This window comes from Variovorax sp. CCNWLW225 (assembly GCF_037204045.1).
Classification (GTDB): domain Bacteria; phylum Pseudomonadota; class Gammaproteobacteria; order Burkholderiales; family Burkholderiaceae_C; genus Variovorax.
The window spans coordinates 1-25,167 of sequence record NZ_JBBCBV010000018.1; the positions used below are offsets into that span (position 1 = coordinate 1).

Here is a 25,167-nt window from a genome sequence, read left to right on the forward strand (position 1 = left end):
TGCTCCGCGCAGCGAAATAAAGGAGGAGCCGAAGGCGGGGGACATTCGCGGAGGGGAGTACCCGGTGGCCTTTGCACACGCCCTGAAAAAGCACCTACACAACGCGCATAGAAAGCCGAAATGAAAGAAACCGAAGCCCGCGAAGAAATCTGCCGCGTAGGCCGCAGCCTTTTCGAACGCGGCTATGTGCATGCGACGGCAGGCAACATCAGCGTGCGGCTCGATGACGGCTTTCTCATCACGCCAACCGATGCCTGCCTCGGCTTCCTCGACCCCGCGCGCTTGGCCAAGCTCGACACTCAGGGCAACCAGACAGTCGGCGACCGCGCCAGCAAGACCATTGCGCTGCACACGCGCATCTATGCGGCTGCGCGCAAATTCGATGCAGGCACGGCCTGCGTGATTCACACGCACAGCACGCACTGCGTTGCACTCACGCTTGGCACGCAAGGCGATGAACTCCTGCCCGCGCTCACGCCGTACTTCGTGATGAAGGTCGGTCACGTGCCGCTTATTCCTTATCACCGGCCCGGCGCGCCCGAAGCGGCCGAGCTGGTCGCACAAGCCATTGAGCGCCGCGGTGCGGCCGGCACGCCGATTCGTGCCGTGATGCTCGAACGCCTCGGACCCAATGTGTGGCACGAGACGCCGGGCGCGGCGATGGCCGTGCTCGAGGAACTCGAAGAAACCGCAAAGCTCCATCTGCTCACCGGCACGGCCAAACCCCAGCCGCTGAGCGATGAACAGATCGACGAACTGCGCCGCACTTTCGGCGCGCGCTGGTAATAGTAAAAAGCACCCCATGCCTCAATTTGCCGCCAACCTCTCGATGCTCTATCCGGAGCTCGACTTTCTTGACCGCTTCGAAGCCGCCTCGAAAGATGGCTTCAAGGCCGTCGAATATCTGTTCCCCTATGCCTTCGACCGCAACGAGATTGCTGCGCGCCTGAAGCACAACGGCCTGCAGCAGGTGCTCTTCAACGGCCCCCCGGGCAACTGGGACGGCGGCGAGCGGGGTCTTGCCTGCCTGCCGGGCCGCGACGCCGAGTTTCGCGAAGGCATTGCCAAGGCCATCGACTACGCCGCGGCGCTCGACTGCCCGCGCATCCACATCATGGCGGGCCTGGTGCCTGAGGGCCTGGAGCGCGAAGCCGTGCAGCCCGTGTACGTGGACAACCTGCGCTGGGCCGCCGCCGAGGCCGCCAAGGCCGGCCGCGACGTGCTGATCGAGCCGATCAACACGCGCGACATTCCGCGCTTCTTTCTGAACCGACAAGACCACGCGCACGAAATCGTCGACATGGTGGGCGCGCCCAACCTCAAGGTGCAGATGGACCTGTACCACTGTCAGATCGTCGAGGGCGACGTGGCCATGAAGATCCGAAAGTACCTGCCGACCGGCCGCGTGGGCCACATCCAGATTGCCGGCGTTCCAGAGCGCCACGAGCCCGACATCGGCGAGCAGAACTACCCATACCTGTTCGACCTGATCGACGAAGTCTCGGCGCAGTGCGGCTGGCAGGGCTGGATCGGCTGCGAATACCGGCCCAGCCGCGGCATGGAACCCGGTGGCACTTCGGCCGGCCTGGGCTGGCTGCGGGCATTGCAACAGCGCGCATGAAGCTCGAGTCCGTGCGCATTCCGACGCGGCTGCGGGGCTTTGCCGCGGGCGATGCGCAGGTGTTCGACGTGACGTTGGCCGGCGATCGCGTGCAGGCCGTCGTGCCGAGCGCATCGCAGTCGGGCGCGCGCGGCATCTTGCTGAGTGCGCTTGTCGAAGCGCACGCGCACATCGACAAGAACTACACCGTGCAGGAAGTCGGCGCGGCCGAGGGCAACCTGTTCGCGGCCATCGAACGCATGGACAAGCACCGCGCGGGCTGGACCGGCGAAGCGCTGCGACCGCGCATGGCACGCGCGCTGCACGACGCCTGGCAATCAGGCACGCGCGCGCTGCGCACGCACATCGACTGGGTGCAGGCCGAGCCGCCGGCCGCGCTCGCAGTGTTCGAAGCCTTGCGCCATGAATGGCGCGGGCGCATCGAGCTGCAGTTCGTCTCTCTCACCCCGCTGGATCTGTTTGCGGACCTCGACGCCGGCGAGCGCATCGCGCGCGAGGTAAAGCGTACGGGCGGCACGCTCGGTGCCTTCGTCTATCGCAACGAAGGCCTGCTGCACAAGCTCGGCCGCGTGTTCGACCTGGCGCAAGGCCACGGCCTGGGCCTCGACTTTCATGTCGATGAAGGCCTCGATGCCGACGCGAGCGGCTTGCGCAGCATTGCGCAGCTGATGCGTGCGCGCGAGTTCCGGCGCGGCGTGGTGTGCGGCCACTGCTGCTCGCTGGCCGTGCAGGACGATGCGGTGGCCAACGAAACGCTGGCGCTGTGTGCCGGCGCGGGCCTTCACATCGTCGCGCTGCCGACCACCAACCTGTACCTCCAGGGTGCCTGGGACCGCACGCCGGTGCAGCGCGGCATCACGCGCATTCACGAGGCGGCGGCACGTGGCTTGCGTGTGAGCCTGGCAACGGACAACGTGCAGGACGCCTTCTATCCCTATGGCAGCTACGATCTTCTGGAAACCTTTGGCCTTGGCGTGCAAATGGCGCACCTCGCACCTGCGGGCGAATGGTTCGACGCGGTGACGGTCAGCCCTGCGAAGGCGCTCGGCCTTGCGTGGGACGGGCGCATTGCGCCGGGCTGCCCCGCCGACCTGGTGCTGCTTGCGGCCACCGATGAGCATGAACTCATCGGCCCGCGTGGGCGCCAACGCACCGTGATCCGTGCCGGTCAAATTCTGGAGCAAACACAATGAGCATGGGCAAACCAATGGCCAACTACGCCGCCGCCAAACGCGTCGGCGATTTCGTCTTCATGAGCGGCGTGGTCGCGGTCGATCCGGCCACGCGGCGCGCCGTGGCCGGCTACGACGCCATTCCCGAAGAAGCCCGCACGGCCTTGCAGGGCGTGGGCTATGCCACGGGGCAGATGTCGGTCGACATCTTCGAGGCGCCCATCGTGGCGCAGAGCTGGTTCGTGCTCGAACGCATCCGCCAGATTGCCGCCGAGCACGGCGGCACCATGGAAGACGTGGTCAAGCTGGTGCAGTACTTTCGGCACCTGCCGCACTATGCGTTCTACAACCGCGTGCGCGGGCTTTTCTATCCGGGCGAGCCGCCGGTGAGCACGGTGGTCGAGGTGTCGCGCTTCCTGCCGGGCGACGAAGTGCTGGTGGAAGTGGAAGCCACCATGTACCTGCCGCAGCACCGGCCTATTTGACGCCCGCGCCCTTCAGCAGGAATTCGGTCACCTGCTCGATCAGGTAGCGCCGGTCCCTGTCGTCGCCGTCTTGCGCAACGTTGCGGAAATACGCGGCCTGCGTGGCGTGGTCGGCATAGAACTGCGTCACGGCCCAGATGTGGAACAGCACCAGCATCGGGTCGGCCTTGTCCATCAGGCCCTGGTTCATCCAGTTCTGGATCACGGCGGCGGCCTGGTCGGTGCGCTGCTTGCTCGTGTCCATCATGCTGTTGAGCACGGGGGCGCCGTGCATCATCTCGGCCGTAAAAATACGCGAGCGCAGCGGGTGCTCGAACGAGAACACCATCTTCCGGTGGATCAGGTCGCCCAGCACCTTGCGCGGGCCGAAGGCCTCGTCCGCAAAGCCGAACACCACGATCCAGTCGTTGAGAATGTCCTGCAGGATCTGCCGGTACAGCGCTTCCTTGCTCTCGATGTAGTAGTGCAGCTGCGCCTTCGAAAGCCCAGCCTTGTCGGCAATCGCCTGGGTGGACGCGCCGGCCAGCCCTTCGCTGGCAAACACCTCGATGGCGGCCTGGTTGATGAGCCCGAGCACTTGGGTGTACTTGCGTGAACGGCCGCGCGTGGCGGGCGCCTCGCCGATGCTTTCGTCGGTAGTGCCGATGGCGGGCCGCGCATTCACAGCTGCAGTACCAGTTCCTGGCCCTTGGCGCGCGAGCAGCACAGGGCCACTTTCGTGCGGCGCTCGGTGCCCGTGAGGCAGAAGTCGCGGTGCTCCGCGCCTTCGCCGTCTCCTTCGACCACGCAGGTGCCGCACAGGCCCTGCTGGCATGACACCGGAATGTCGATGCCGACCTCATGCAGTGCATCGACGGCGGTCTGGTCGGCCGCAACGGGCACCGCAATGCCGCGCCGCGCCAGCTTCAGCGTGAAGGGCAGGCCGGTGCTGGTGTTCGCATCGGCCGGCGCGGCGAAGTATTCGGCGTGCAGCGCGTCTTCGGGCCAGTGCGCAGCCGCTTCGCGCACCGCCTTCATGAAGCCGCCGGGACCGCAGACGTACAGGTGCGTGCCGGGTGCACGCTCGGCCAGCAGCGCACGCAGGTCGATGCGCTGCGTGGCATCGCCCTGGTCCAGGTGCAGCCGCAGGTGCGGTGCGAGCGTCGGCGAATGCAGTGCGTCTGCAAACGCCAGGTGCTCTTCGCTGCGCGCGAACACGCACAGGGCGAAGTCCGCGCCGCGTGCCGCAAGCGCTTGGGCCATGGCCAGCAGCGGCGTCATGCCGATACCGCCGGCCAGCAGCAGGTGCCGCGTTGCCGCTTCGCGCAGCGGAAAGGTATTGCGCGGCGCGCTGATGGCCAGCAGGTCGCCCTCGCGCACGCGCTCGTGCATCGAGGCCGAGCCGCCGCGGCTTTGGGCCTCGCGCTTCACGCCGATCACGTACGACGCGGCATTCGACGGCGCATCGGAAGACCATCGCGCCAGCGAGTATTGGCGCGAGAAGCCCCCGGGCATGAACACATCGATGTGCGCGCCGGCTTCATAGCCCGGCAGTCCACGGCCCCACGGATGCGCCAGCTCGAAAGCCAGAATTTCCGGCGTCTGCCGCGAGATGCGTTCGACGCGGACGGTGAGCATGCGTTCAAGGCTCATGGTGTGTGTCTCCCTGGCTAGATGCTCTGCAGCTTGCGCGACACGCGTTCGATGAAATGGATGCGGTCGCGTTCGGTGACTGCGTTCATGTCGTGCAGCTGCAGCCACGTGACCTTGCAGCGCCACGCAAACAGCGCCCGCAGCGCGCGCGTGAAGAGCCGCCGGCCCGGGTCGCCGATGAGCATCACGAACCAGCGCGGCGAGCCGCCCGTGGTCACCACCGTCAACCGCCGGATGTGCCGCATGCCCGACTTCGCAACCTGCCCCTTGCGCTCTGCGGGGAGGAACGCAACGCCGGGCAGCCACACGCGCTCGAGCCAGCCCTTGAGCATGGACGGCGGTCCATGAAACCAGGTGGGGTAGACGAACACCAGGTGCTCGGCCCACAGCAGCGCTTCGACATGGGGCTTCACGCGTTCGCGGATGAGTTCGGGGTTGTCCAAGTAGGCGATGCGCTCTTCGCGCGTCAGCGTCGGGTCGAAACCCTCGGCGTACAGATCGATGGCCTTGACGGGGTGCCGCGGCTCCAGCGCCGCAAGGGCCGTGCGGTAGAGCGCGTGGTTGAAGCTCTCAGGGTTCGGATGGCAGTGGACGACGAGCGTTTTCATGAAAGAGAGGGCCGGTTCGCCTGTCGGCGAGACGGGGTCAGAGCCCAGGGAACAAAGAGCCGCGCAGTGCCTTATGGCAACCCAGGCGCCGGCATCTGACCCCGGCGCAAGCCCCGCGCGGCCCGCGGGAAAAAACCGAGCCGGCTATTTGCCGGCGAGCTTCTTTCGGACGTCGAGCCCGACGCCCTTGTTGACGAACTGCGTGGTCACGACCTTCGAAAGGTCGATCTCGCCGGGCTTGTACAAACCGGCCTTCACCATCTTGTCGTAAAAGTCCTTCACGCGTGCTTCGTCCATCGCGCCGATGCCCTTGGTGAGGGATTCGCCGCTGTCGACAATGCCCATCTTCTTCATGAGTTCGATGGAGCCCTGCGATGCGGCCACAGGCGAGTCGGGGTTGATCTTGGCGATCATCTCGTTGGCTGCCTTGTTGTCGCCGTAGAGATAGTTGTTCCAGCCGATGATCGAGGCCTCGACAAACTTGCGCACGGTCTCGGGCTTGGTCTTGACGAGGTCGGCGCGCGTCTCGATGGTGGTCGAGTAGGTCGAAAAGCCGTTGTCGGCCAGCAGCTGCACCACGGGGTCGAAGCCGGCCTGCGCCTTGATCGACAGCGGCTCCGAGATGGCGTAGCCTTGCTGAATAGACTTCTTGTCGGCCAGGAACGGGCCCACGTTGAAGGTGTAGGGCTTGAGCTGCGAATCCTTGAAGCCGTGCTCCGACTTCATCCACTGCCAGAAGCTGAACTGGCCGTCCTTGCCGATGAAGGCGACGGGGGCCTTGGCCATGTCCTTGAAGGTGTCGAAGCCCTGGCCCGGGTGCGCAAACATGGCCTGCGGATCTTTCTGGAAGAAGGCCGCAACCACGACGGTGGGCACGCCGTTCTTCACATTGTCGAAGGACTGCAGCAGGTTGCCGGTCATCAGAAAGTCGACCTTGCCGGCGGGCAGCATCGGCCGGTTGTTGACCATGGGGCCGCCCTGCTGAATGTCGACGTCGAGGCCGTATTTCTTGTAAGTGCCGTCCACCAGTGCCTGGTAGAAGCCGCCGTGGCCGGCCTGTGCTTTCCAGTTGGTGGCGAACACCACTTTTTCCTGCGCCTGTGCGGCGAAGGCAGCGGCCGCGAGGGCGAGGGCTAGAGCAAGCGGACGGATGGTCAGAGCGGGAACGCGCATGGCAGTGGACTCCTGGGTTGAATGCTGCGGGGGATTTTCATGTCAGCGGGCATGTGATGGAACTTTTGGGCGCCGTTTTTTGGAGGTGCTGTTGTTCTTGGCGCTGTGTTCAGGGCGTGTGCAAAGGCCACCGGGTACTCCCCTCCGCGAATGTCCCCCGGGGCTGCGCCCCTCCTCCTTTATTTCGCTGCGCGGAGCACCCGATGCCCTGTGCACTTGGGCACGCGGCGGGTGCGCACCACGAACAGCTGCCCTCGAGACCAACGCCGCCAAAGAAAAAGCACGACGTCACTTCAACGCTCCACAGCCATATCGGGAGTCCAGCCGCGCGTCTTTCCAGGGTTCATCAAACCCATCGGATCGCTGCGCTTCTTGAACTCGATCTGCTGCGTGTCGATGGTCTTCATTCCGCCGTCCTCGATGGTGAACACATGCGGATTGAAGATCTGGCAGCCGCCCTGCGATTCGATCTCGCGAATCACTTCGTACTGGTGGGCCTCGCCCTTCCATCGCACCAGCAGGATGCCGAAGGTGCCGCATTCGCCGCCGGCGCGTGCAAAGTCCTGGTGCTGCAGAACGTCGTCACCGAAGATTTGCAGATGGCGCTCGACAACTGCCGGGTCGAATGGTTGGGCGTAGGCGACTTGCAGGTACGTCCAGCCGCGGTCGGCCTTCAGCGCCTGCAGGGTCGTGTGGTTGAACGCGCATTCGTAGGCGGGTGGCAGACCGTCGGCGAGCAGCTCGGCCTCCGTGCCGGCGACGGAGATCGTGCCTCCGTGCGCATTGACGAGTGCGCGGAAATCCGCCATCGATTCGGGCGAGACCATGGTGAAAACCGCATGCCGATTGCTTGGGAAGCGGTCGCGCATCGCTGTGTAGTAGGGCGAAAAGCGCGCCTCGACGGTCGAGAGCAAAAAGATGTCCAACGTCGGCGCCTGCGCGGCGATGCCGAAGTCGAGAGCGCCGCGGTACGTGTCGAACAGCACCGTGCAGTGCACCCATTCCACGGCCGGGCTTAGCGCCACCTCCACGTCGAGGATCACGCCATTGGTGCCGTAGGCGTGGTGCACCTGCTGGATTTCGTCGCAGTGGAGTTCGATGATGCGCGGCTCGCGCTCCACCGTCATCACGCGCGCGCGCAGCAGGTTGCCCGGGTCGCGCAGGATGCCGTGGCGGAATGAGCCGATGCCGCCGAAGCCGCCTGCGATGAAGCCGCCGATGCTGGCCACGTGCCAGGTCGAGGGCCACATGCGCAGCGCCTGGCCTGTCTCGCGCGCGGCAAGGTCGATGTCGTGCATGCGCGCCCCGGCCTCCACGCGCATGCGGCCTTGCTGGATGTCGAGCACACGGCACATCTGCGTCACGTCGAGCACGATGCCGCCTTCCAGCGGCACGCACTGGCCGTAGTTGCCGGTGCCTCCGGCGCGCACGGTGAGCGGCAGCTTCCACTTGGCGGCCACGGCCGCGGCCTGGCGCACGTCGTCCTCGGTGCTGACCTTGACGACCAGGTCGGCTACGCAGCCCGCGAGCTGCGCGGTGAGGATGGGGCTGTACCAGTAGAAGTCTTTCGACAGCTGCTTGCGTTGGTTTGGCGCGGTAATGACGTTGAGCCCGCGCAGGTCCGCATGCAGGGCGCTCCAGTCGACTTGCGCTGCTGCCATGGTGCTAGCGTTCACGGCGCATTTCGCTTTCATGCCAATGGCCGAGCACCAGGCGCGACAACGCAGCGAACACGATGAAGATCACGATACCGAGCAGCGACACCAGCAGCAGCGCCGCGAACATCATCGGGATCTCGGTGCGAAAGCTCGATTCGAGAATGCGCGAAGCCAGCCCGGTTTCCTTGCCCGCCGTGCCGGCCGTGAATTCCGCCACCACCGCGCCGATCAGGCTCAGTCCGCCCGCAATCTTCAGGCCCGCCATGAAGTAAGGCAGCGCGCTGGGCGCGAGCAGGTAGCGGAAGGTCTGCCAGGGCGAGGCCTTGTAGAGCTGGAACAGGTCGCGCAGATTGCTGTCGGCGCTTTTCAGGCCGACGACGGTGTTCGACAGGATCGGAAAGAAAGCCACGATCCATGCGCACAGCAACAACGCCGCGGTGGTGCTAGACACATAGATCAATATCAGCGGCGCGATCGCGATGATCGGCGTCACCTGCAGGATCACGGCGATAGGGAAAAGGCCGATCTCCACCCACTTGAAGAGCGCGAACGCAATCGCGAGCAGCACACCGCCAACGATGGCCGCGGCCAGCGCCAGCAGCGTGAGCTTGACCGTGAACCACAGCGCACTCGAAAGCGACGCCCAGTTGTCGAACAGCGTGCGCAGGATGAGCGAGGGCGCGGGCAATATGTAGTGCGGAATGTTGTTGGCGCGCACCATCCATTCCCATGCCAGCAGCAGCGCAATGACGATGGCGGCCGGCACCACGATGCGCAGCATCGAGTCGCGGCGGCGCAGCCTGTCTTCATGCGCGCGCAGCATTGCTTCCGAAGGCGCAGTGTCGGCTGGGTTCACCGCCACCTCGGCGGCCGGCGCCACGGGCTCAGTGATCGACGTCATGCAGCGCTCCGTGCAGGGATTGCGACACCGCCGTGCAGTGCGCGTTGTAGCGGCTCGAGGTGCGGAACTCTTCGCCCCGCGGATACGGTTCGTCGATACGGATCTCGTCGATCACGCGGCCGGGGCGCGCGGCCATCACCACGATGCGATTGGAGAGGTACACCGACTCGTACACGCTGTGCGTGACGAACACCACCGAGAAGCGGTGCTCGCGCCAGATCGCAAGCAGGTCGTTGTTGAGCTTGATGCGCGTCATTTCGTCGAGCGCGGCAAAGGGCTCGTCCATCAGCAACAGGCGTGGATGCGTGACCAGTGCGCGCGCAATCGACACGCGCATCTTCATGCCGCCTGAAAGCTCGCGCGGGTACACGTCGGCGAAGCGCGAAAGGCCGACCATCTCCAGCACCTGCTGCACCACCGGCGCGGCCGCATCGCGGCTCATGCCGGCCAGTTTGAGCGGCAGCCACACGTTGTCGAACACCTTGGCCCAGGGCATGAGCGTGGGCTCCTGGAACACGAAGCCCAGGTCGCGGTCGCTTTGCGTCTTTCCGGTGTTGGCGCCGGACCAGTGCATGTCGCCCGAGCTGAGCCGGGTGAGCCCGGCGATGAGCCTGAGCGCGGTGCTCTTGCCGCAGCCCGACGGGCCGAGAAAGCTGATGAAGTCGTGCTCGCCGATGTCGAGCGTCATGCCCTGAAGCGCGAGCGTGCCGTTGGCAAAACGCTTGCTGACGTGGCGCAGGCTGACCAGCGGCGGGGTGGCGGTGGAGCTCATTTCCAGGCGGGCTCGTTGGCAAGGCGCGAGAGCGGAAAGCGGTCGACCTCGTGCAGCAGTTCGACGAAGCGCCGGCCCACGTGGTCGAGCACCGCGGCGCCCTTCTCGGCAGTGGCGCGCGTGGCATCGCCGGCGGCGCCCGAAGGGTTGATGTCGTGCATCTGCCAGCCGAGCTTGCCGCTGGGCGTGATGGAGAGAAACTTGTTTTCGGCGGCCAGCTGCTCGGTCATCGAGCTGAAGTTCTGGAACTGGTCCTTCCGCACGTAGTTGGGCGTGAGGTGCAGCATCACCGAGCTTTCGAGATCGCCCGCGTGAATGCCGTGCTTGCCCTCGTGCGGGGTGAAGAGGCCTTCGGGCAGGCCGAGCGTGTACCAGTTGGCGGCCACGACCATCATGTCGTGTTCCTCGCGCAGGTCGCGCGCGACGATGTCCATTACGCTCATCTGGCCGCCGTGGCTGTTGTAGAGCACCAGCTTGCGCACCCCGGCTTTTGCAACGCAGGCGCCGATGTCCTTCCACAGCGAGATCAGCGTGTTCGCGGACACGGTGAGCGTGCCCGGGTAGCGCGAATGCTCGTTGCTCTTGCCGTAGGGCACGGTGGGGAGAAACAGCACCGGCAGGTCGTCGGGCAGGTGCGGGAGGGTGGCGCGCACCATGCCGTCGATGGTGGCCGTGTCGGTCGACATCGGCAGATGGGGGCCGTGCTGTTCGGTGGCGCCTACCGGCAGCACGGCAATGAGCCGTTCACGGTCGAGGCGGGAGAACTCTTCGCTGGTCAGGTCGGACCAGAAGCGGCTGCGCAGGGGGACCGGGTTCATCGTGGCGTACCTCGTGGTGACGGGCAATCAGGGCGGGATGATGGTCTAAATTATCCAATCGGTCAAAAAAACATGGATCGGTAGTTACCCAGACAGGCCGATCGCCCGTAAAACCAATTGCTGCAAACCTGAGCGTCCGGTCTGATTCAGCGCTTCACCACGTAGCGCGTCACCACGGGCGGCGACTCGCCGATGTGAAACGCCAGCCGCCGTTCGCGCAAGGCCATGTCGGCGGCCGTGGCGCGGTTGAAGCGGCGCAGGTGGTCGGTCCAGCTTTCGTCGACGATCTCTTCCACGTAGCGGCCGGGCTCCGAAATGTCGTGCAGCAGTTCCCAGCCGATGGCGCCCTGGCCGAGCCGCGCGCGGCGGGTCTGGTGCATCACCAGGTGGAAGGCCGCCGCGCGTGCGGGATCGATCATGTATTCGATGGTGATGACCACGCGGCCGTTTTCTTCGGGCGTTTCCGCGGGCGGGCCCGCCGCCCAGCCGGCGCGCGCGGGGCTCATGTCGGCCTCTTCGCCCGAGACGTCGGTCACCCAGCGCAGCGCCGCCAGCATCATCAGCGTGCCGCTCACCGCGGCAATTTCGAGGCTGGAGCGCAGGTTGGTCACGGTGGCCACCTGGCCCCACAGCGCCGCGCCAATCGCGCTCGCGCCCATGATGGCCATCTGGTAGGTGGACATGCCGCGTGCGCGCACCCAGTCGGGCAGCGCCAACTGCGCAGACACCGAGAGCGAATTGGCCACCGTGATCCAGGCCATGCCGCCGAAGAACATGGCGGGCACCGCCACCCACGCGTTGGGTGCAAAGGCCATGACCGCGGTGGCAAGCGACTGCAGCACCGTGCCGCGCAGCACCAACTGGTCGCGCCCCAGCGCCTGGCGCAGCCGCGGCAGAAACAGCACTGCGACGATCGCGCCCGAGCCCATGGCCGCCAGGAGCAGCGTGAAGGTGCCGGCGCCGCCGCCCTCGAGGTTGCGCGCCAGGAGCGGCAGCAGCGCGAGCAGCGCGGTCGAATGAAAGAAGAAGATGGTGATGCGCGAGAGCACGGCCCGCATGCGCTGCGACTGCCAGACGAACTGCACGCCTACGCGCATGGCGCTGATGAGCCGCTCGCGCCCCAGCGGATTGGGCTTGTGCTCGCGCCGCCAGCGCAGCACCACGAAACCCGAGGCCACCGACAGCACCGCGTTGAGCGCAAACACCCAAACGCTGCCCGCGCTGGCAATCAGCATGCCGGCCGTCAGCGGGCCGATGATGCGCGAGGCATTCATCGCGATGCCGTTCAGGCCCAGCGCCGCCGGCAGCTGCGGCCGCGGCACCAGCTCAGGCACGATGGCCGAGAACACCGGCCAGCGCAGCGCCAGGCCGATGCCGTTGGCGAAAGTGAGTGCCAGCAAAAGCGGCGCGGTCATCATGTCCAGCGCAATGGCCGCGCACAGCACGATGGCCGTGCCCGCCAGCCAGAACTGCGTGGCCACCAGCCAACGCCGGCGGTCCAGGATGTCGGCTAGCGCACCGCTGGGCAGGCCCAGCAGGAACACCGGCAAGGTGGAGGCCGACTGCACCAGCGCCACCCAGATCGGCGAGGTGGTCAGCGAAGTCATCATCCACGCCGCCGCCACGTCGCTCATCCACATGCAGATGTTGGCGATGAGCCAGGTGCTCCACAGCATGCGGAACACGGGCAGCTTGAGCGGCTCCAGCGCCGCGAACTTCGGCGGCTGCGGCCGCGCGGGGGGAACGGGTGTCTCTTCGGGGGAAATCGGTGGCATGTCGCCCGATTGTGCCTATCCCCTGTCGCTGCGCGCCAGGCGGTGTTCGAGCCGCCGCAGCATCGTGGTGAGCACCAGCGTCATCACCCAGTACACCACCGAAATCGCAAGGTACGGCTCCCAGTAGCGCGCATAGGCGCCGGCCACCGTGCGTGCGGCGTAGGCCAGTTCGGCCAGGCCGATGGCCGAGACCAGCGACGTGTCTTTGAGCAAGGCGATTGCGTTGTTGCCCAACGGCGGCAGCATGCGGCGGAAGGCCTGCGGCAGCACCACGTAGCGCATGACCTGCGCGGGCGTGAAGCCGATCGACCGGCCCGCATCGAACTGTCCGCGCGAAATCGACTGGATGCCGGCGCGGAACACTTCGGAGATGTAGGCCGCCGAATTGAGCGTGAGCGCCACCACGCCCGAAATGAGCGCGCCGTGTTCCTGCTTGAGCGTGCGCGCCAGGTCGCCGTCGATCAGGAGGCCCGTGCTCGGGTGAATGAACACCGGCATCACCGCGAAGTGGATCAGCAGGATCTGCACGAAGAGCGGCGTGCCGCGAAAGAAGCTCACGTACACCGTGGCCGGCCAGCGCAGGAAGAAACGTGCAACCCACGTCCAGGGCGCATGGCGCGGCTGCGCGAGCCGCGCCAGCGCCAGGCACAGGCCCCAGCTTGCGCCCAGCAGCACGCACACCACCGTCATGCGCAGCGTCATCCAGGCGCCTTGCCAGAACAGGTCTTTGTATTCGACCAGGATGTCCCAGCGGAACCATCCGAACAACAGGATCGGCTGTTCCATCTAGTGCTCCCTTGCGCCCGGGCCGGACGTGCTGCTGCTCATCGGGCGTTCGGGTCCTTGTTGAACCACTTCTTGTAGATCGTGTTGTAGCTGCCGTCGGCGCGGATCGCAGCAAGGCCGGCCGTGAGCTTGTCGAGCAGCGCCTTGTCGCCCTTCTTCACCACGATGCCGAAGCCCTCTTCAGGGAAGGACTTGTCGTCGACGGTCTTGAGATCGGGGTTTTGTGCCACGCGGTAGGCGATCACGCCGTTGTCGCCCATGGCGGCATCGACACCGCCGCCGGCCAGTTCCGAAATGATGAGCGGCGTGCTCTCGAAGCGGCGGATGTTGGGGCTGGTCTTGCCGAACTCGCGCGAGGCGATGTCGTCGGCGGTGGAGGCGCTCACCACGGCAATCTTCTTGCCGGCAAGATCCTTCAGCGACGCGACCGTGCTGCTCTTGGGCAGTGCGATGAGCTGTCGCGCCGCAAAGTAGGGCGGCGTGAAGTCGTAGCTCTGCTTGCGCTTGTCGTTGATGGTCACGCCCGAAATCACCAGGTCGACGTCGCCATTGTTGAGCGCGCCGAAGATGCCGGTGAACGGCGTGTTGACCACCTTGATCTTCAGGCCCTGCTGCTTGGCAATGACGTTGATGATGTCGATGTCGAAGCCGACGATCTGCTTGTCCTTGTTCTCGAAGGCGAAGGGCGCGTAGGTGGCGCTGGAGGCCACGGTGAGTTCGCGGTTCTGTGCCTGGGCGCCGAAGGCGAGCGTGGCGGCGGCAAGGCCGAGCGCCAGGGCGCGGCGGATGGAGTTCATGCGGGGTCCTCTTCCTCTTGTTCCGCCAGCTGGCGGCATCTATATGTATGGGGTGGGCGGGAATTCTAGGTTGCAGCTAGCGTGCCAAGTGCCCGAGCGGCCAGGCGCTGCTGGCCTTCACCTCCCCCAGCGAGAAGCTGGTGTGCAGGTCTTTCACGTTGGGCAAGTTCATCAGGTGGCGCCGCGCAAAGGCCGAGAAGCTGTCCAAGTCCTGCGCCACCACCTGCAGCTCGAAGGTGCCGGTGCCGCTGATGTAGTGGCAGGCCACCACCTCGGGCAGATTGCGGATGGCGTCCTCGAGTTGCTGGGTGGCGTCGTGCGTGACGCGTTCGGTGTCCACTCGCACGAAAGCGAGCACGCCAAGCCCGATCTTGTGGCGGTCGATCTCGGCGTGGTAGCCCTTGATGAAGCCGGCTTCTTCCAGCGCGCGCACCCGGCGCCAGCAGGGTGCGGCCGAAAGGCCTACGCGCTGCGCAAGCTCGGCATTCGTCAGGCGGCCGTCGGCCTGCAGTTCTTGCAGGATTGCAAGGTCGAACTTGTCGATACTTTCCATAAGTACCGATATTAAGCAAGATTCTTTCTAAAAGGCGTTTTTTTGAGGCGAAGAACGCAAACACCTGTCGCTGGCCCCGGCATACACTTTGCGTGATCATGGGCTCGCGCCCGACCCGGGCACAGACCCACACCCATCAGCCAGGCCCACAAGGCCCTGCCACACGGAGACAGACAAACATGAACGCACCGCTGCCCGAGCACATCCGCAAGGCGCTGGAAACCGTCACGCTCGACGACAAATACAGCCTCGACTACGGCCGGGCCTTCATGAGCGGGGTGCAGGCGCTGGTCAAGCTGCCCATGCTGCAGCGGCTGCGCGACAAGCAGGCTGGCAAGAACACCGCGGGCTTCATCAGCGGCTATCGCGGCTCTCCGCTCGGCGGCTATGACCAGGCGCTATGGAAGGCGAGCAAGTTCCTGAAGGAACAGAACATCGTCTTCCAGCCCGGCGTGAACGAAGAACTCGCCGCTACGGCACTCTGGGGCACCCAGCAACTGGGCTTCTCGCCCGCGGGCACCAACAAGTTCGACGGCGTCTTCGGCATCTGGTACGGCAAGGGCCCGGGTGTGGACCGCTGCTCCGACGTCTTCAAGCACGCCAACATGGCCGGCACCACTGAATGGGGCGGCGTGATTGCGGTGGCGGGCGACGACCACATTTCCAAGAGCAGCACGGCCGCGCACCAGAGCGACCACATCTTCAAGGCCTGCGGCACGCCGGTGTTCTTTCCGGCCAATGTGCAGGAAATATTGGACCTGGGCATTCACGCCTTTGCGATGAGCCGCTTCTCGGGCATCTGGTCGGGCATGAAGACGATCCAGGAAATCGTCGAGTCGAGCGCCACGGCCATGATCGATCCGGATCGCGTCGAGATCGTCATTCCCACCGATTTCCAGATGCCGCCCGGCGGCCTGCACATTCGCTGGCCCGACCACGCGCTCGAGCAGGAAGCGCGGCTCATGCACTACAAGTGGTACGCCGCGCTGGCCTACATCCGCGCCAATCGGCTCAACCACAACGTGATCGAAGGCCCGAACGATCGCTTCGGCATCATGGCCAGCGGCAAGGCCTACAACGACACCCGCCAGGCGCTGATCGACCTCGGCCTGGACGACGCGACCTGCCGCCAACTGGGCATTCGGCTGCACAAGGTGGGCGTGGTGTGGCCGCTGGAGGCGCAGCTCACGCGCGACTTCGCCACCGGCCTGCAGGAAATCCTGGTGGTCGAGGAGAAGCGCCAGGTCATCGAATACCAGCTGAAGGAAGAGCTCTACAACTGGCGCGCCGACGTGCGGCCCAACGTGCTCGGCAAGTTCAACGAACTCGACGGCGATTTCTCCGGCGGCGAATGGGCCATGCCCAACCCCACCGCCAACACGCTGCTGCGCGCCAACGCCGACCTGAACCCCGCGCTCATCGCCAAGGCCATTGCCCAGCGCCTCCGCAAGCTGGGCATCCTGGAGCAGGCCGGCGCCGACATGCGCGCGCGCATCGATGCGCAGATGGCCATCCTCGAAGCCAAGGAGCGCTCGATGGAAGTGCTCAAGGTGGGCGGCGTGCAAGGCGCCGACCGCCAGCCCTGGTTCTGCTCGGGCTGCCCGCACAACACCAGCACCGTGGTGCCCGAAGGCTCGCGCGCCATGGGCGGCATCGGCTGCCACTTCATGGCCACCTGGATGGACCGCTCCACCATCGGCTTTACGCAGATGGGCGGCGAGGGCGTGCCGTGGGTGGGCCAGCAGCCTTTCACCACCGACCAGCACATCTTCGCGAACCTGGGCGACGGCACGTACTTCCACAGCGGCCTGCTCGCCATCCGCCAGAGCATTGCGGCCGGTGTGAACATCACCTACAAGATCCTCTACAACGACGCCGTGGCCATGACCGGCGGCCAGCAGGTCGGCGAGCGGCCCGAGGGCCACTCGGTGCTGCAGATTGCCGAAAGCCTGCATGCCGAAGGCGCGAAGAAGGTCGTCATCGTGACCGACGAGCCCGAGAAGTACGAGGGCGTGAACATCCCCGGCGACCACGTCGAGGTGAAGCACCGCGACCTGCTGGACGACATCCAGCGCGAGTTCCGCGCGATTGCCGGCACCACTGCCATCATCTACGACCAGACCTGCGCCACGGAAAAGCGCCGCCGCCGCAAGCGGGGCACGGCCGTCGATCCGGCCAAGCGCGTGGTCATCAACGACCTGGTCTGCGAAGGCTGCGGCGACTGCAGCGTGAAGAGCAACTGCCTGTCGGTGGAGCCGCTCGAAACCGAATTCGGCCGCAAGCGCACCATCAACCAGAGCAGCTGCAACAAGGACATGAGCTGCCTCAAGGGCTTCTGCCCGAGCTTCGTCACCGTCGAAGGCGGGCAGCTCAAGAAGAAGGCGAAGAACAAGGCCGATACGCCGCTCGAACTCGGCGCGCTGCCCGACCCGGCCGTGCCGGTGCTGGCGCGTGACCAGGTGTGGGGCATCGTGGTGGCCGGTGTGGGCGGCACGGGCGTCATCACCATTGGCCAGCTGCTGGGCATGGCGGCGCACATTGAGGGCAAGGGCATCGTCACGCAAGATGCGGCGGGCCTTGCACAAAAGGGCGGCGCCACGTGGAGCCATGCGCTCATCGGCGAATCGCAGGACGCGATTCGCACCACGCGCGTCGGCACCGCTGCGGCCGACCTGATTTTGGCGGCCGACCCGCTGGTGGCGGTAAACGCCGAAACCCTGGCGCGCATGCGCGAAGGGCGCACGCACGTGGCGCTCAACACGCATAGCACGCCCACGGCCGCCTTTGTGCGCAACGCCAACTGGGTCAATCCGCAAGACGACTGCGCGAACCAGATCGCACGCGTCGTGGGCACCGATGCGCTCGGCACCTTCGATGCGGACGCGGCCGCCACCACGCTCATGGGCGACAGCCTTTACGCCAACCCGATGCTGCTGGGCTTTGCCTGGCAAAAGGGCTGGATCCCGCTGGCACTCGAGTCGCTGTTGCGCGCCATCGAACTCAACGCCGTGGCGGTCGAGAACAACAAGACCGCCTTCGCTTGGGGCCGCCAGGCGGCCGCCAACCCGGGCGCGCTGCAAAAGCGCGTGCGCCCCGGCCAGGTCATCGAGTTCAAGAAGCGTGAAACCGTCGAAAGCCTGGTGGCGCGCCGGGTTGAATTTCTCACGGGCTACCAGAACGCGGCCTATGCCGACGAATACCGTCAGTTCGTGGTCAAGGTGCAGCAGGCCGAATCGGCACTGGGCAAGACCGCGCTGACCGAAACGGTCGCCCGCTACCTGTTCAAGCTGATGGCGTACAAGGACGAATACGAAGTGGCGCGCCTGCACACCGACCGCAGCTTCCTGGACCGGGTGGAAGGCATGTTCGAGGGCGAGATGGGCAAGGACTTCAAGCTCAACTACCACCTTGCGCCGCCCATCATCGCCAAGAAGAACACCAAGGGCGAGCTGCAGAAGCAGCAATTCGGCCCGTGGATGCTCTCCGGCTTCAGGCTACTGGCCCGGCTCAAGGGCCTGCGCGGCACGGCCCTGGACATCTTCGGGCGCACCGAAGAGCGCAAGACCGAGCGCGCGCTCATTGGTGAATACCGCGCGAGCATCGAAGAGGTGATTGCCGGCCTGCACGCCGAGAACCACGCCCTGGCATTGGAGATTGCCAGCCTGCCCGAGCAGATTCGCGGCTACGGCCATGTGAAGGAGCGCAACCTGGCTGCCGCGCGCACCCGCTGGAGCGAACTGCTCGCCAAGTGGCGCAACCCGCAGACGGCGCAGCGCGTAGCGGCCTGATTCTTGGGAGCAGCCGGCCTCCGGCTGTACTGTGCTCCCGAAAAGATAGCGCCAGACGCGCGCCCCAAGCCCTGGAAAGCCCTGCCCGGCGCGCCGGATAAGCGCGCGGAGCGGGGCATTGCCACGAATACAATGCCCGCTGCTGTGCGCGGCCGATGCCGCTTCACGCTCTGACTCGCGGCCTTTTCCACGGGGCCGCGGAACCGCGGGCCCGTTCCGCGCTTCTGACATTCCTCTTCTCTCTGCTGGAGACTCTCTTGTTCATTTCCTCTGCTTTCGCCCAAACCGCGCCCGCTGCTTCCGGCGGTGGCGACATGTTGTCTTCGCTCGGGAGCATGCTGCCCCTGGTGCTGATGTTCGTGGTGCTGTATTTCGTGATGATCCGCCCGCAAATGAAGCGCCAGAAAGAAGCCCGCGCCATGATCGAGGCGCTCGCCAAGGGTGACGAGGTGGCCACGGCCGGCGGCGTGCTCGGCAAGATCACTTCGCTCGGCGACCAGTACCTCGGCCTCGAGATCGCCAATGGCGTGGAGATCAAGATCCAGCGCAGCGCTGTGGTCCAGGTCTTGCCCAAGGGCGCCGTCAAGTAAGCAATAAATGCGTGGCCCGGCCTTGCGCTTTGTGGAGCAAGGCCTCAAGTCACGCCGTGTTTCGTTTCTGAAAAGCGCTCTCTCATGAACCGTTATCCGGTCTGGAAGTACGCGATCATCGTGATCGTGCTGCTTGTGGGGTTGATCTATTCCCTGCCCAATTTCTTCGGCGAGGCGCCTGCCGTGCAGGTGTCCGCGGCCAAGTCGACCGTCAAGGTCGACGCCGCTACTCAGGGCCGGGTCGAGGAGGCGCTGAAAACAGCCGGGCTCACGCCCGACCTGCTCACGCTCGAAGGCGGCTCGCTGCGCGCGCGCTTCGCCACGCCCGACGAGCAGCTGAAGGCGCGCGACGTTCTGCAGCGCACGCTGGTGCCCGATGCGTCCGACCCGCCCTACGTGGTGGCGCTGAACCTGGTTTCGCGTTCCCCGGCGTGGCTCACGTCGCTGCACGCGTTCCCGATGTACCTGGGCCTCGACTTGCGCGGCGGCGTCGACTTCTTGCTGCAGGTCGACATGAAGGGCGCCATCGACAAGAAGGCCGAGTCGTTCGCGGGTGACCTGCGCACCACCTTCCGCGACAAGGGCATTCGCGGCACCTCGGTGAACCGCAACGGCCAGACCATCGAGGTCTCGTTCCGCGACGCGGCGGCGCTGCAAACGGCCAAGCAGCTCATCCAGGACCAGTTCCCCGATCTCGCGACCACCGAAGCGCAAGACGGCGCGAACTGGCGCCTCACCGCCACCATCAAGCCCGAGGCCGCGCGCCGGCTCCAGGACGCGGCGCTCAAGCAGAACATCACCACGCTGCACAACCGGATCAACGAACTCGGCGTGGCCGAGCCGGTGATCCAGCAGCAGGGCCTGGACCGCATCGTGGTGCAGTTGCCCGGCGTGCAGGACACGGCCAAGGCCAAGGACATCCTGGGCCGCACCGCTACGCTCGAAATGCGCCTGGTCGACGAAAGCGCCGAGGGCCGCGCGGCCGAGCTGAGCGGCGGACCGGTGCCCTTCGGCTCCGAGAAATTCTTCGAGCGCAACGGCCGCCCGGTGATCGTGAAGAAGCAGGTGCTCGTCACCGGCGAAAGCCTCACCGACGCGCAGCCCGGCTTCGACCAGCAGAGCAACCAACCGAAGGTCGACCTGACCATGGACGCCAAGGGCGGGCGGATCATGCGCGACGTGAGCCGCGAGAACTACAAGAAGCGCATGGCCATGCTGATCTTCGAAAAGGGCAAGGGCGAAGTGCTCACGGCCCCGTCGATCAACGGCGAGCTCGGCAACCGCTTCCAGATTTCGGGCTCGATGACGGTGGCCGAAGCGGCCGACCTCGCGCTGCTGCTGCGCGCTGGCTCGTTGGCCGCGCCGATGGAAATCATCCAGGAACGGACCATCGGCCCAAGCCTGGGCGCCGACAACATCGAAAAGGGCTTCAAGAGCGTGATGTATGGCTTCCTGGCCATCATGGTGTTCATGTGCGCCTACTACGCGCTGTTCGGCCTGTTCTCGTCGATTGCGCTGGCCGTCAACCTGATGCTGCTGGTGGCCATTCTCTCGATGCTGCAAGCCACGCTCACGCTGCCCGGCATTGCGGCCATGGCGCTGGCCATCGGTGTGGCGATCGACTCCAACGTGCTGATCAACGAGCGCGTGCGCGAAGAGCTGCGCAACGGCGCCTCGGCGCAGGCCGCCATCCATGCCGGCTACGACCGCGCCTGGGGCACGATTCTGGACTCCAACGTGACCACGCTGATCGCCGGCATTGCGTTGCTGGCCTTCGGCTCGGGCCCTGTCCGCGGCTTTGCGGTGGTGCACTGCATCGGCATCGTCACCTCGATGTTCTCCGCCGTGTTCTTCTCGCGCGGTCTCGTGAACTTCTGGTACGGCAACAAGAAAAAGCTCAAGTCGGTGTCGATCGGCACCGTGTGGCGGCCCAAGACCGACGGCACCGCCGTGGCTGACGGCAAGTAAAGGTCAAGGACAAGCGCCATGGAATTCTTCCGCATCCACAAGACCATCCCGTTCATGCGCCATGCACTGGTGCTGAACATCATTTCCTTTGCCACCTTCGCGCTGGCAGTGTTCTTCCTGCTGCACCGCGGGCTGCACCTGTCGGTGGAGTTCACGGGCGGCACCGTGATGGAGGTGGCCTACCAGCAGTCCGCCGACATCGGCAAGGTGCGCGAGGCCGTCAGCAAGCTCGGCTATCCGGACGTGCAAGTGCAGAGCTATGGCACGTCGCGCGACGTGCAGATCCGCCTGCCGGCGCAAAAGGGCATGAGCTCCGACCAGCAAAGCGCGCAGGTCATGCAGGCGCTCAAGTCGGTCGACCCCTCGGCCACGCAGCGGGGCTTGGAAGTCGTCGGGCCGCAGGTAGGCGACGAGCTCACCACCAACGGGCTGAAAGCGCTCGGCATGGTGGTGATCGGCATCATGATCTACTTGGCGGTGCGCTTCGAATGGAAGTTCGCGGTGGCCACCGTGCTGGCCAACCTGCACGACGTGGTCATCATCCTGGGATTCTTCGCCTTCTTCCAGTGGGAGTTCTCGCTTGCGGTGCTGGCGGCGGTGCTCGCGGTGCTGGGGTATTCGGTGAACGAGTCGGTCGTGATCTTCGACCGGGTGCGTGAGAATTTCCGCCGCTACCGCAAGATGAGCACGGTGGGGATCATCGACAACGCGATCACCTCGACCATCAGCCGGACCATCATCACGCACGGCTCGACGCAGCTGGTGGTGCTCTCGATGTTCTTCTTCGGCGGCCCGACGCTGCACTACTTTGCCCTGGCACTGACCATCGGCATCTGCTTCGGCATCTACTCGTCGTGCTTCGTGGCGGCGGCCATCGCCATGTGGCTCGGCATCAAGCGCGAAGACCTGATCAGGGGCACCCCGGTCAAGCGCGACGGCGATTCCGAGGACGACCCGAACGCCGGCGCCGTGGTCTGACGGCACCGGATCGAACGAAAGTGCCGCGGGAAGTCAGCAACTGCAAGGAAGCTGATGCACACTTGTGCAGTTGCTTTTCCCGATGCAAGCTCTCGGCTGTTGCCGAATAGAGCTTCACCGGCCTTCCCGATCTTTCAATGAGTATTGCGCGGTCCGCCTCTTCCTTGCAGCTCGCACGCGAGACGCGTGAGCGTTTCGTGCTGGCGACCGGGAGCGTCATCGTTCCCCTGGCGCAGGCCATCCGGGACCGCCTGACCAGGCAGGCCTCGGAAGTCGGCAGCGCGCGCGCCATGCAGGAAAGCCGTGACGATTTCGTGGCATTCCAGGGGCAGGCCACGCAATGGGTTTCGCTGGCCCAGACCAGCTGGCGCAAGTCGGTGAACACGCCGGGTGCGGCGGCCGGCGCATCGTCCACAGGCGGGCTGCGGCTCGAACTGATCGGCGACGACGTGATGGAAAGCAACATCCTGTCGTCCCGCCTCGCGCAGGCGATCCAGGAAAAAGCGAGCTTCGAACTCAGCGACCTGCGGCTGCGCATCCAGCACCTCGAAGGCACCACCGAGCTGGACGCCCATGACGTGCTCAGGCCCGAAGCGCTGTCCAAGCTGCTGGTGGACCAGTGGCTGGCGGCCGGCTTGAGCCGCGCGCTCTGGGCCCGCGTGCAGGACACCGTGCAGCAACTCCTGGTCGGCGCGGTCGTCAAGGCCTACGAAGACGCCAACGCGTTCCTGGTCTCCAAGGGCGTGATGGAGGAGATCGATCTCAAGAATTTCGTGCGCCGAACCGGCGGTTCCGGCGGCTCCAGCGGACCGGCGACGGTGCCCGGGTCGCCATATGCCGGCGGCGGTGCCAGCCAGGCTCCGGGTGCCGCACCGCGCCATGGCTCGTCGGAAGCGTCGCCGCAAGCGCGGGGCTTTGCGCCGTCGGTGCCGCTCGCAACGACTGGCGGCTCGCCGCTGCTGCTTGCCCGCCAGCGCGCGCAGACGGCGTTGCTCAGCCTCAAGCGCTTTGTCGCCGCCCGCATCGGTGCGGCAGACATGCAGTCCACCATGTCTTCGTCGCCGCAGTCGGTCGCCGGAACGGACGGCAGCGCGCCCGCGGGCGGCGCCGGCGGGGGTGGCGGCGGCACTTCGCGGGCCGTTTCCAATACCTTTGCAGCCGTGATCGCCGATGCCGAAGCCGCCTACAGGATGGCCGCCACGCAGTACATGCAGAACAGCCCCGGCGACCAGGCCACCATGCTCCAGCAGGCGTCGGTCGATCTGCGTCGGCGCAGCGCCGAGATCAAGAAGCGCGCGCCCACTACGGCCGACAAGGCCACCGTCGAGATCGTGGCGCTCATGTTCCAGGCCATCCTCGCGGAGGAGCGCATTCCTTTCTCGGCCCGCGTGTGGTTTGCGCGACTGCAGATGCCCGTGCTGCGCGTGGCCATTGCCGAGCCCGAGTTCTTCGGCACCCTGCAGCATCCGGCGCGCATGCTGATCGACCGCATGGGCTCTTGCGTGATGGGCTTCGATGCCGCGGCCATTTCGGGCAGTGCGCTCGAAGGCGAAATTCGCCGCGTGGTGCAGGTGATCGAGCAATACCCCGAGACCGGGCAGCGCGTTTTCAAGCTGGTGTTCGACGAGTTCGTCGCGTTCCTCGGGCGCTATCTCACGCAAAGCGACACCACCCAGCGTGTCATGAGCGTGGCGCAGCAGGTCGAGCAGAAGGAAACGATGGCGATCCAGTACACCATCGAGCTGCGCAAGATGCTCAACGACATGCCGGTGCGCGACGAGATCCGCGAGTTTCTCTTCAAGGTCTGGGCCGAGGTGTTGGCCATTGCCGCACTGCGCTACGGCGCCCAGGGCGAGCAGACCGTCATGCTCAAGCGCGTCGCCTCCGAGCTGGTGTGGGCCGCGAGCGCCAAGCCCAACCGCGCCGACCGCGCCCGCGTGATCCAGGACCTGCCGCAGCTGCTTCAGCGACTGCGCCTGGGCATGAACCTGCTGGGCATCATCGACGAGCCCCAGGAAGCCCACATCAAGACCATCGGCGCGACCTTGTCCGATGCCTTCCTGTCGAAGACCGAGGCCATTCCCGCAGCCAAGATCGAGGCCATGGCCGAGCGCCTGGCGCACCTGGAAGACTTTGTGAGCGACGAAGGCGGCGCCTCCAACCTGCCGCTCGACGCGAACAGCATCGAGCTGCTGCTCGGCGTGGATGCGGCCTCGATCGAGGTGGTGCCCGATACCTCCGGCGCCGTTGTGGCCGAAGACATGCTGGAGTGGGCGCACGAACTCCAGGTGGGCAACTGGTTCATGCTCGACCACAACGACCGCGTGAGCCAGGTTCAATTCGTCTGGCGCAGCGACCGCAAGCAGCTGCACCTGTTCGCTTCGGCCGACGGCCGCAGCTTTCTCATCCAGGTCGGCCGGCTGGCCAACTACCTGCAAGCCGGCCTGTTGGTACCGGCCGAGGAAGAAACACTCACGGTGCGCGCCACGCGCGAGGCGCTCGCCAAGCTCGACGCCAACCCGGAGCGCCTGCTGAACTAGCCGGCTAGTGCGCGATGCGGCCCTCGCGGCTTTCGCAGAGTTCGTCGAGCACCAGCGCGTCGGGCTCGATGCCGGTGCTCCAGTGCACCATCAGCACGATGATCTTGAGTTCGTCGAGCGCAACCGGGTCGCCCGGTGCGGCCATGGCGCGTTCGATGACGATTTCGCGCAAACCGCAAGACAGCACGTTCGACGACTCGAGAAAACGGATGAAGCCAAGGCAGTCGGCGCCCAGGTGCTCCTGCTCGGCCTGGGAATACACCCGCATGGCATCGCTCGACTGGGGCAGCGCGGCTTCGGGGGCGCCCCGCAGCGTGACGGTGGCAATGGCGTCGTCATCGGCGCTTCGCTCGAGTTGCATGCCTTGGGTTGCAAGGCTCAGGCCGTCGAGCCAGTGCAGTGCATCGCGGATCTCTTCTGCCTCGAAGCCGTGGGCACTGAGCTTGCGGCCCAGTTGTCCAGGTTCGGGGCAGGCATCGCCGCGCCAATAGTTTTCGTAGACAAAAACAAGCACTTCGAACATGAGCCCAATATAGCCGAAGCTTGTTGCGA

22 protein-coding genes are annotated in these 25,167 nt (G+C 65.6%); 9 read left to right on the forward strand and 13 right to left on the reverse strand.

The window, feature by feature from the left end:
• The first annotated feature begins 120 nt into the window (after nucleotides 1–120).
• The 4 genes from V9L20_RS22350 to V9L20_RS22365 are packed head-to-tail and all read left to right on the forward strand — an operon-like array spanning nucleotide 121 to nucleotide 3,278.
• Nucleotides 121–786: a class II aldolase/adducin family protein gene (locus tag V9L20_RS22350; protein ID WP_337298280.1), complete on the forward strand. Its 666-nt coding sequence runs from the start codon at nucleotides 121–123 to the stop codon at nucleotides 784–786.
• A gap of 16 nt (nucleotides 787–802) precedes the next feature.
• Complete coding sequence (gene otnI, locus V9L20_RS22355; RefSeq protein WP_337298281.1) at nucleotides 803–1,621, forward strand: 2-oxo-tetronate isomerase; 819 nt, start codon at nucleotides 803–805, stop codon at nucleotides 1,619–1,621.
• Nucleotides 1,618–2,814, forward strand: coding sequence for an amidohydrolase family protein (locus V9L20_RS22360; protein ID WP_337298282.1), 1,197 nt, complete (start codon nucleotides 1,618–1,620; stop codon nucleotides 2,812–2,814). Before otnI ends, V9L20_RS22360 begins: the two co-directional genes overlap by 4 nt.
• Nucleotides 2,811–3,278 carry a RidA family protein gene (locus V9L20_RS22365; protein WP_055807648.1) on the forward strand — a complete coding sequence of 156 codons (468 nt, stop codon included), beginning with the start codon at nucleotides 2,811–2,813 and terminating at the stop codon, nucleotides 3,276–3,278. Before V9L20_RS22360 ends, V9L20_RS22365 begins: the two co-directional genes overlap by 4 nt.
• Here the strand turns inward: V9L20_RS22365 and V9L20_RS22370 are convergent.
• The 12 genes from V9L20_RS22370 to V9L20_RS22425 form a co-directional block, all read right to left on the reverse strand.
• Nucleotides 3,271–3,942: a TetR family transcriptional regulator C-terminal domain-containing protein gene (locus V9L20_RS22370; RefSeq protein ID WP_337298283.1), complete on the reverse strand. Its 672-nt coding sequence runs from the start codon at nucleotides 3,940–3,942 to the stop codon at nucleotides 3,271–3,273. The genes V9L20_RS22365 and V9L20_RS22370 overlap by 8 nt on opposite strands.
• A complete protein-coding gene (locus V9L20_RS22375) occupies nucleotides 3,939–4,910 on the reverse strand; it encodes a PDR/VanB family oxidoreductase (RefSeq protein WP_337298284.1) in 972 nt (323 codons plus the stop codon). Before V9L20_RS22375 ends, V9L20_RS22370 begins: the two co-directional genes overlap by 4 nt.
• Before the next feature lie 17 nt (nucleotides 4,911–4,927).
• Nucleotides 4,928–5,518 carry an NAD(P)H-dependent oxidoreductase gene (locus V9L20_RS22380; RefSeq protein ID WP_258502940.1) on the reverse strand — a complete coding sequence of 197 codons (591 nt, stop codon included), beginning with the start codon at nucleotides 5,516–5,518 and terminating at the stop codon, nucleotides 4,928–4,930.
• A gap of 144 nt (nucleotides 5,519–5,662) precedes the next feature.
• Entirely contained in the window at nucleotides 5,663–6,691 is a 1,029-nt protein-coding gene (locus V9L20_RS22385; protein WP_258502939.1) for an ABC transporter substrate-binding protein, read from the reverse strand.
• A 293-nt stretch (nucleotides 6,692–6,984) separates the two neighbouring features.
• Nucleotides 6,985–8,352 carry an FAD-binding oxidoreductase gene (locus tag V9L20_RS22390; protein ID WP_337298285.1) on the reverse strand — a complete coding sequence of 456 codons (1,368 nt, stop codon included), beginning with the start codon at nucleotides 8,350–8,352 and terminating at the stop codon, nucleotides 6,985–6,987.
• 4 nt (nucleotides 8,353–8,356) lie between these two features.
• Nucleotides 8,357–9,250, reverse strand: a complete 894-nt coding sequence (locus V9L20_RS22395) for an ABC transporter permease (protein ID WP_337298286.1) — start codon at nucleotides 9,248–9,250, stop codon at nucleotides 8,357–8,359.
• Nucleotides 9,234–10,022, reverse strand: coding sequence for an ABC transporter ATP-binding protein (locus V9L20_RS22400; RefSeq protein ID WP_431769290.1), 789 nt, complete (start codon nucleotides 10,020–10,022; stop codon nucleotides 9,234–9,236). Before V9L20_RS22400 ends, V9L20_RS22395 begins: the two co-directional genes overlap by 17 nt.
• Nucleotides 10,019–10,840: a creatininase family protein gene (locus V9L20_RS22405; RefSeq protein ID WP_337298287.1), complete on the reverse strand. Its 822-nt coding sequence runs from the start codon at nucleotides 10,838–10,840 to the stop codon at nucleotides 10,019–10,021. The genes V9L20_RS22400 and V9L20_RS22405 overlap by 4 nt, the downstream gene beginning before the upstream one ends.
• Nucleotides 10,841–10,986: 146 nt before the next feature.
• Nucleotides 10,987–12,615, reverse strand: coding sequence for an MFS transporter (locus V9L20_RS22410; protein WP_337298288.1), 1,629 nt, complete (start codon nucleotides 12,613–12,615; stop codon nucleotides 10,987–10,989).
• A gap of 15 nt (nucleotides 12,616–12,630) precedes the next feature.
• The gene (locus tag V9L20_RS22415) at nucleotides 12,631–13,401 is read right to left on the reverse strand and encodes an amino acid ABC transporter permease (RefSeq protein ID WP_157616379.1); all 771 of its coding nucleotides are present in this window, start codon (nucleotides 13,399–13,401) and stop codon (nucleotides 12,631–12,633) included.
• A gap of 38 nt (nucleotides 13,402–13,439) precedes the next feature.
• A complete protein-coding gene (locus V9L20_RS22420; RefSeq protein WP_337298289.1) occupies nucleotides 13,440–14,198 on the reverse strand; it encodes a basic amino acid ABC transporter substrate-binding protein in 759 nt (252 codons plus the stop codon).
• A gap of 76 nt (nucleotides 14,199–14,274) precedes the next feature.
• Entirely contained in the window at nucleotides 14,275–14,751 is a 477-nt protein-coding gene (locus V9L20_RS22425; RefSeq protein ID WP_337298290.1) for an Lrp/AsnC family transcriptional regulator, read from the reverse strand.
• Nucleotides 14,752–14,930: 179 nt separating this feature from the next.
• On the opposite strand from V9L20_RS22425, the gene V9L20_RS22430 reads away from it, so the two are divergent.
• From V9L20_RS22430 to V9L20_RS22450, 5 genes are all read left to right on the forward strand, one after another.
• The gene (locus V9L20_RS22430) at nucleotides 14,931–18,539 is read left to right on the forward strand and encodes an indolepyruvate ferredoxin oxidoreductase family protein (RefSeq protein ID WP_337298291.1); all 3,609 of its coding nucleotides are present in this window, start codon (nucleotides 14,931–14,933) and stop codon (nucleotides 18,537–18,539) included.
• Between the two features lie 257 nt (nucleotides 18,540–18,796).
• Nucleotides 18,797–19,129, forward strand: a complete 333-nt coding sequence (yajC, locus tag V9L20_RS22435) for a preprotein translocase subunit YajC (RefSeq protein ID WP_126748582.1) — start codon at nucleotides 18,797–18,799, stop codon at nucleotides 19,127–19,129.
• Nucleotides 19,130–19,213: 84 nt separating this feature from the next.
• On the forward strand, nucleotides 19,214–21,097 hold the full coding sequence (gene secD, locus V9L20_RS22440) for a protein translocase subunit SecD (RefSeq protein WP_258502932.1): 1,884 nt from the start codon (nucleotides 19,214–19,216) through the stop codon (nucleotides 21,095–21,097).
• Nucleotides 21,098–21,115: 18 nt separating this feature from the next.
• Complete coding sequence (secF, locus tag V9L20_RS22445; RefSeq protein ID WP_337298292.1) at nucleotides 21,116–22,075, forward strand: protein translocase subunit SecF; 960 nt, start codon at nucleotides 21,116–21,118, stop codon at nucleotides 22,073–22,075.
• A gap of 137 nt (nucleotides 22,076–22,212) precedes the next feature.
• Nucleotides 22,213–24,615: a DUF1631 family protein gene (locus V9L20_RS22450; protein WP_337298293.1), complete on the forward strand. Its 2,403-nt coding sequence runs from the start codon at nucleotides 22,213–22,215 to the stop codon at nucleotides 24,613–24,615.
• Between the two features lie 4 nt (nucleotides 24,616–24,619).
• Here V9L20_RS22450 and V9L20_RS22455 read toward each other — a convergent pair whose 3' ends face one another.
• The gene (locus V9L20_RS22455) at nucleotides 24,620–25,138 is read right to left on the reverse strand and encodes a DUF494 family protein (RefSeq protein WP_337298294.1); all 519 of its coding nucleotides are present in this window, start codon (nucleotides 25,136–25,138) and stop codon (nucleotides 24,620–24,622) included.
• Nucleotides 25,139–25,167 lie beyond the last annotated feature (29 nt).

Excerpts from the sequence above, each read along its gene's own strand:
- V9L20_RS22350 (WP_337298280.1), top strand. The coding sequence starts at position 121 with ATGAAAGAAACCGAAGCCCGCGAAGAAATCTGCCGCGTAGGCCGCAGC.
- otnI (WP_337298281.1), top strand. The coding sequence starts at position 803 with ATGCCTCAATTTGCCGCCAACCTCTCGATGCTCTATCCGGAGCTCGAC.
- V9L20_RS22360 (WP_337298282.1), top strand. The coding sequence starts at position 1,618 with ATGAAGCTCGAGTCCGTGCGCATTCCGACGCGGCTGCGGGGCTTTGCC.
- V9L20_RS22365 (WP_055807648.1), top strand. The coding sequence starts at position 2,811 with ATGAGCATGGGCAAACCAATGGCCAACTACGCCGCCGCCAAACGCGTC.
- V9L20_RS22375 (WP_337298284.1), bottom strand. The coding sequence starts at position 4,910 with ATGAGCCTTGAACGCATGCTCACCGTCCGCGTCGAACGCATCTCGCGG.
- V9L20_RS22380 (WP_258502940.1), bottom strand. The coding sequence starts at position 5,518 with ATGAAAACGCTCGTCGTCCACTGCCATCCGAACCCTGAGAGCTTCAAC.
- V9L20_RS22385 (WP_258502939.1), bottom strand. The coding sequence starts at position 6,691 with ATGCGCGTTCCCGCTCTGACCATCCGTCCGCTTGCTCTAGCCCTCGCC.
- V9L20_RS22390 (WP_337298285.1), bottom strand. The coding sequence starts at position 8,352 with ATGGCAGCAGCGCAAGTCGACTGGAGCGCCCTGCATGCGGACCTGCGC.
- V9L20_RS22395 (WP_337298286.1), bottom strand. The coding sequence starts at position 9,250 with ATGACGTCGATCACTGAGCCCGTGGCGCCGGCCGCCGAGGTGGCGGTG.
- V9L20_RS22400 (WP_431769290.1), bottom strand. The coding sequence starts at position 10,022 with ATGAGCTCCACCGCCACCCCGCCGCTGGTCAGCCTGCGCCACGTCAGC.
- V9L20_RS22405 (WP_337298287.1), bottom strand. The coding sequence starts at position 10,840 with ATGAACCCGGTCCCCCTGCGCAGCCGCTTCTGGTCCGACCTGACCAGC.
- V9L20_RS22410 (WP_337298288.1), bottom strand. The coding sequence starts at position 12,615 with ATGCCACCGATTTCCCCCGAAGAGACACCCGTTCCCCCCGCGCGGCCG.
- V9L20_RS22415 (WP_157616379.1), bottom strand. The coding sequence starts at position 13,401 with ATGGAACAGCCGATCCTGTTGTTCGGATGGTTCCGCTGGGACATCCTG.
- V9L20_RS22420 (WP_337298289.1), bottom strand. The coding sequence starts at position 14,198 with ATGAACTCCATCCGCCGCGCCCTGGCGCTCGGCCTTGCCGCCGCCACG.
- V9L20_RS22425 (WP_337298290.1), bottom strand. The coding sequence starts at position 14,751 with ATGGAAAGTATCGACAAGTTCGACCTTGCAATCCTGCAAGAACTGCAG.
- V9L20_RS22430 (WP_337298291.1), top strand. The coding sequence starts at position 14,931 with ATGAACGCACCGCTGCCCGAGCACATCCGCAAGGCGCTGGAAACCGTC.
- secD (WP_258502932.1), top strand. The coding sequence starts at position 19,214 with ATGAACCGTTATCCGGTCTGGAAGTACGCGATCATCGTGATCGTGCTG.
- secF (WP_337298292.1), top strand. The coding sequence starts at position 21,116 with ATGGAATTCTTCCGCATCCACAAGACCATCCCGTTCATGCGCCATGCA.
- V9L20_RS22450 (WP_337298293.1), top strand. The coding sequence starts at position 22,213 with ATGAGTATTGCGCGGTCCGCCTCTTCCTTGCAGCTCGCACGCGAGACG.
- V9L20_RS22455 (WP_337298294.1), bottom strand. The coding sequence starts at position 25,138 with ATGTTCGAAGTGCTTGTTTTTGTCTACGAAAACTATTGGCGCGGCGAT.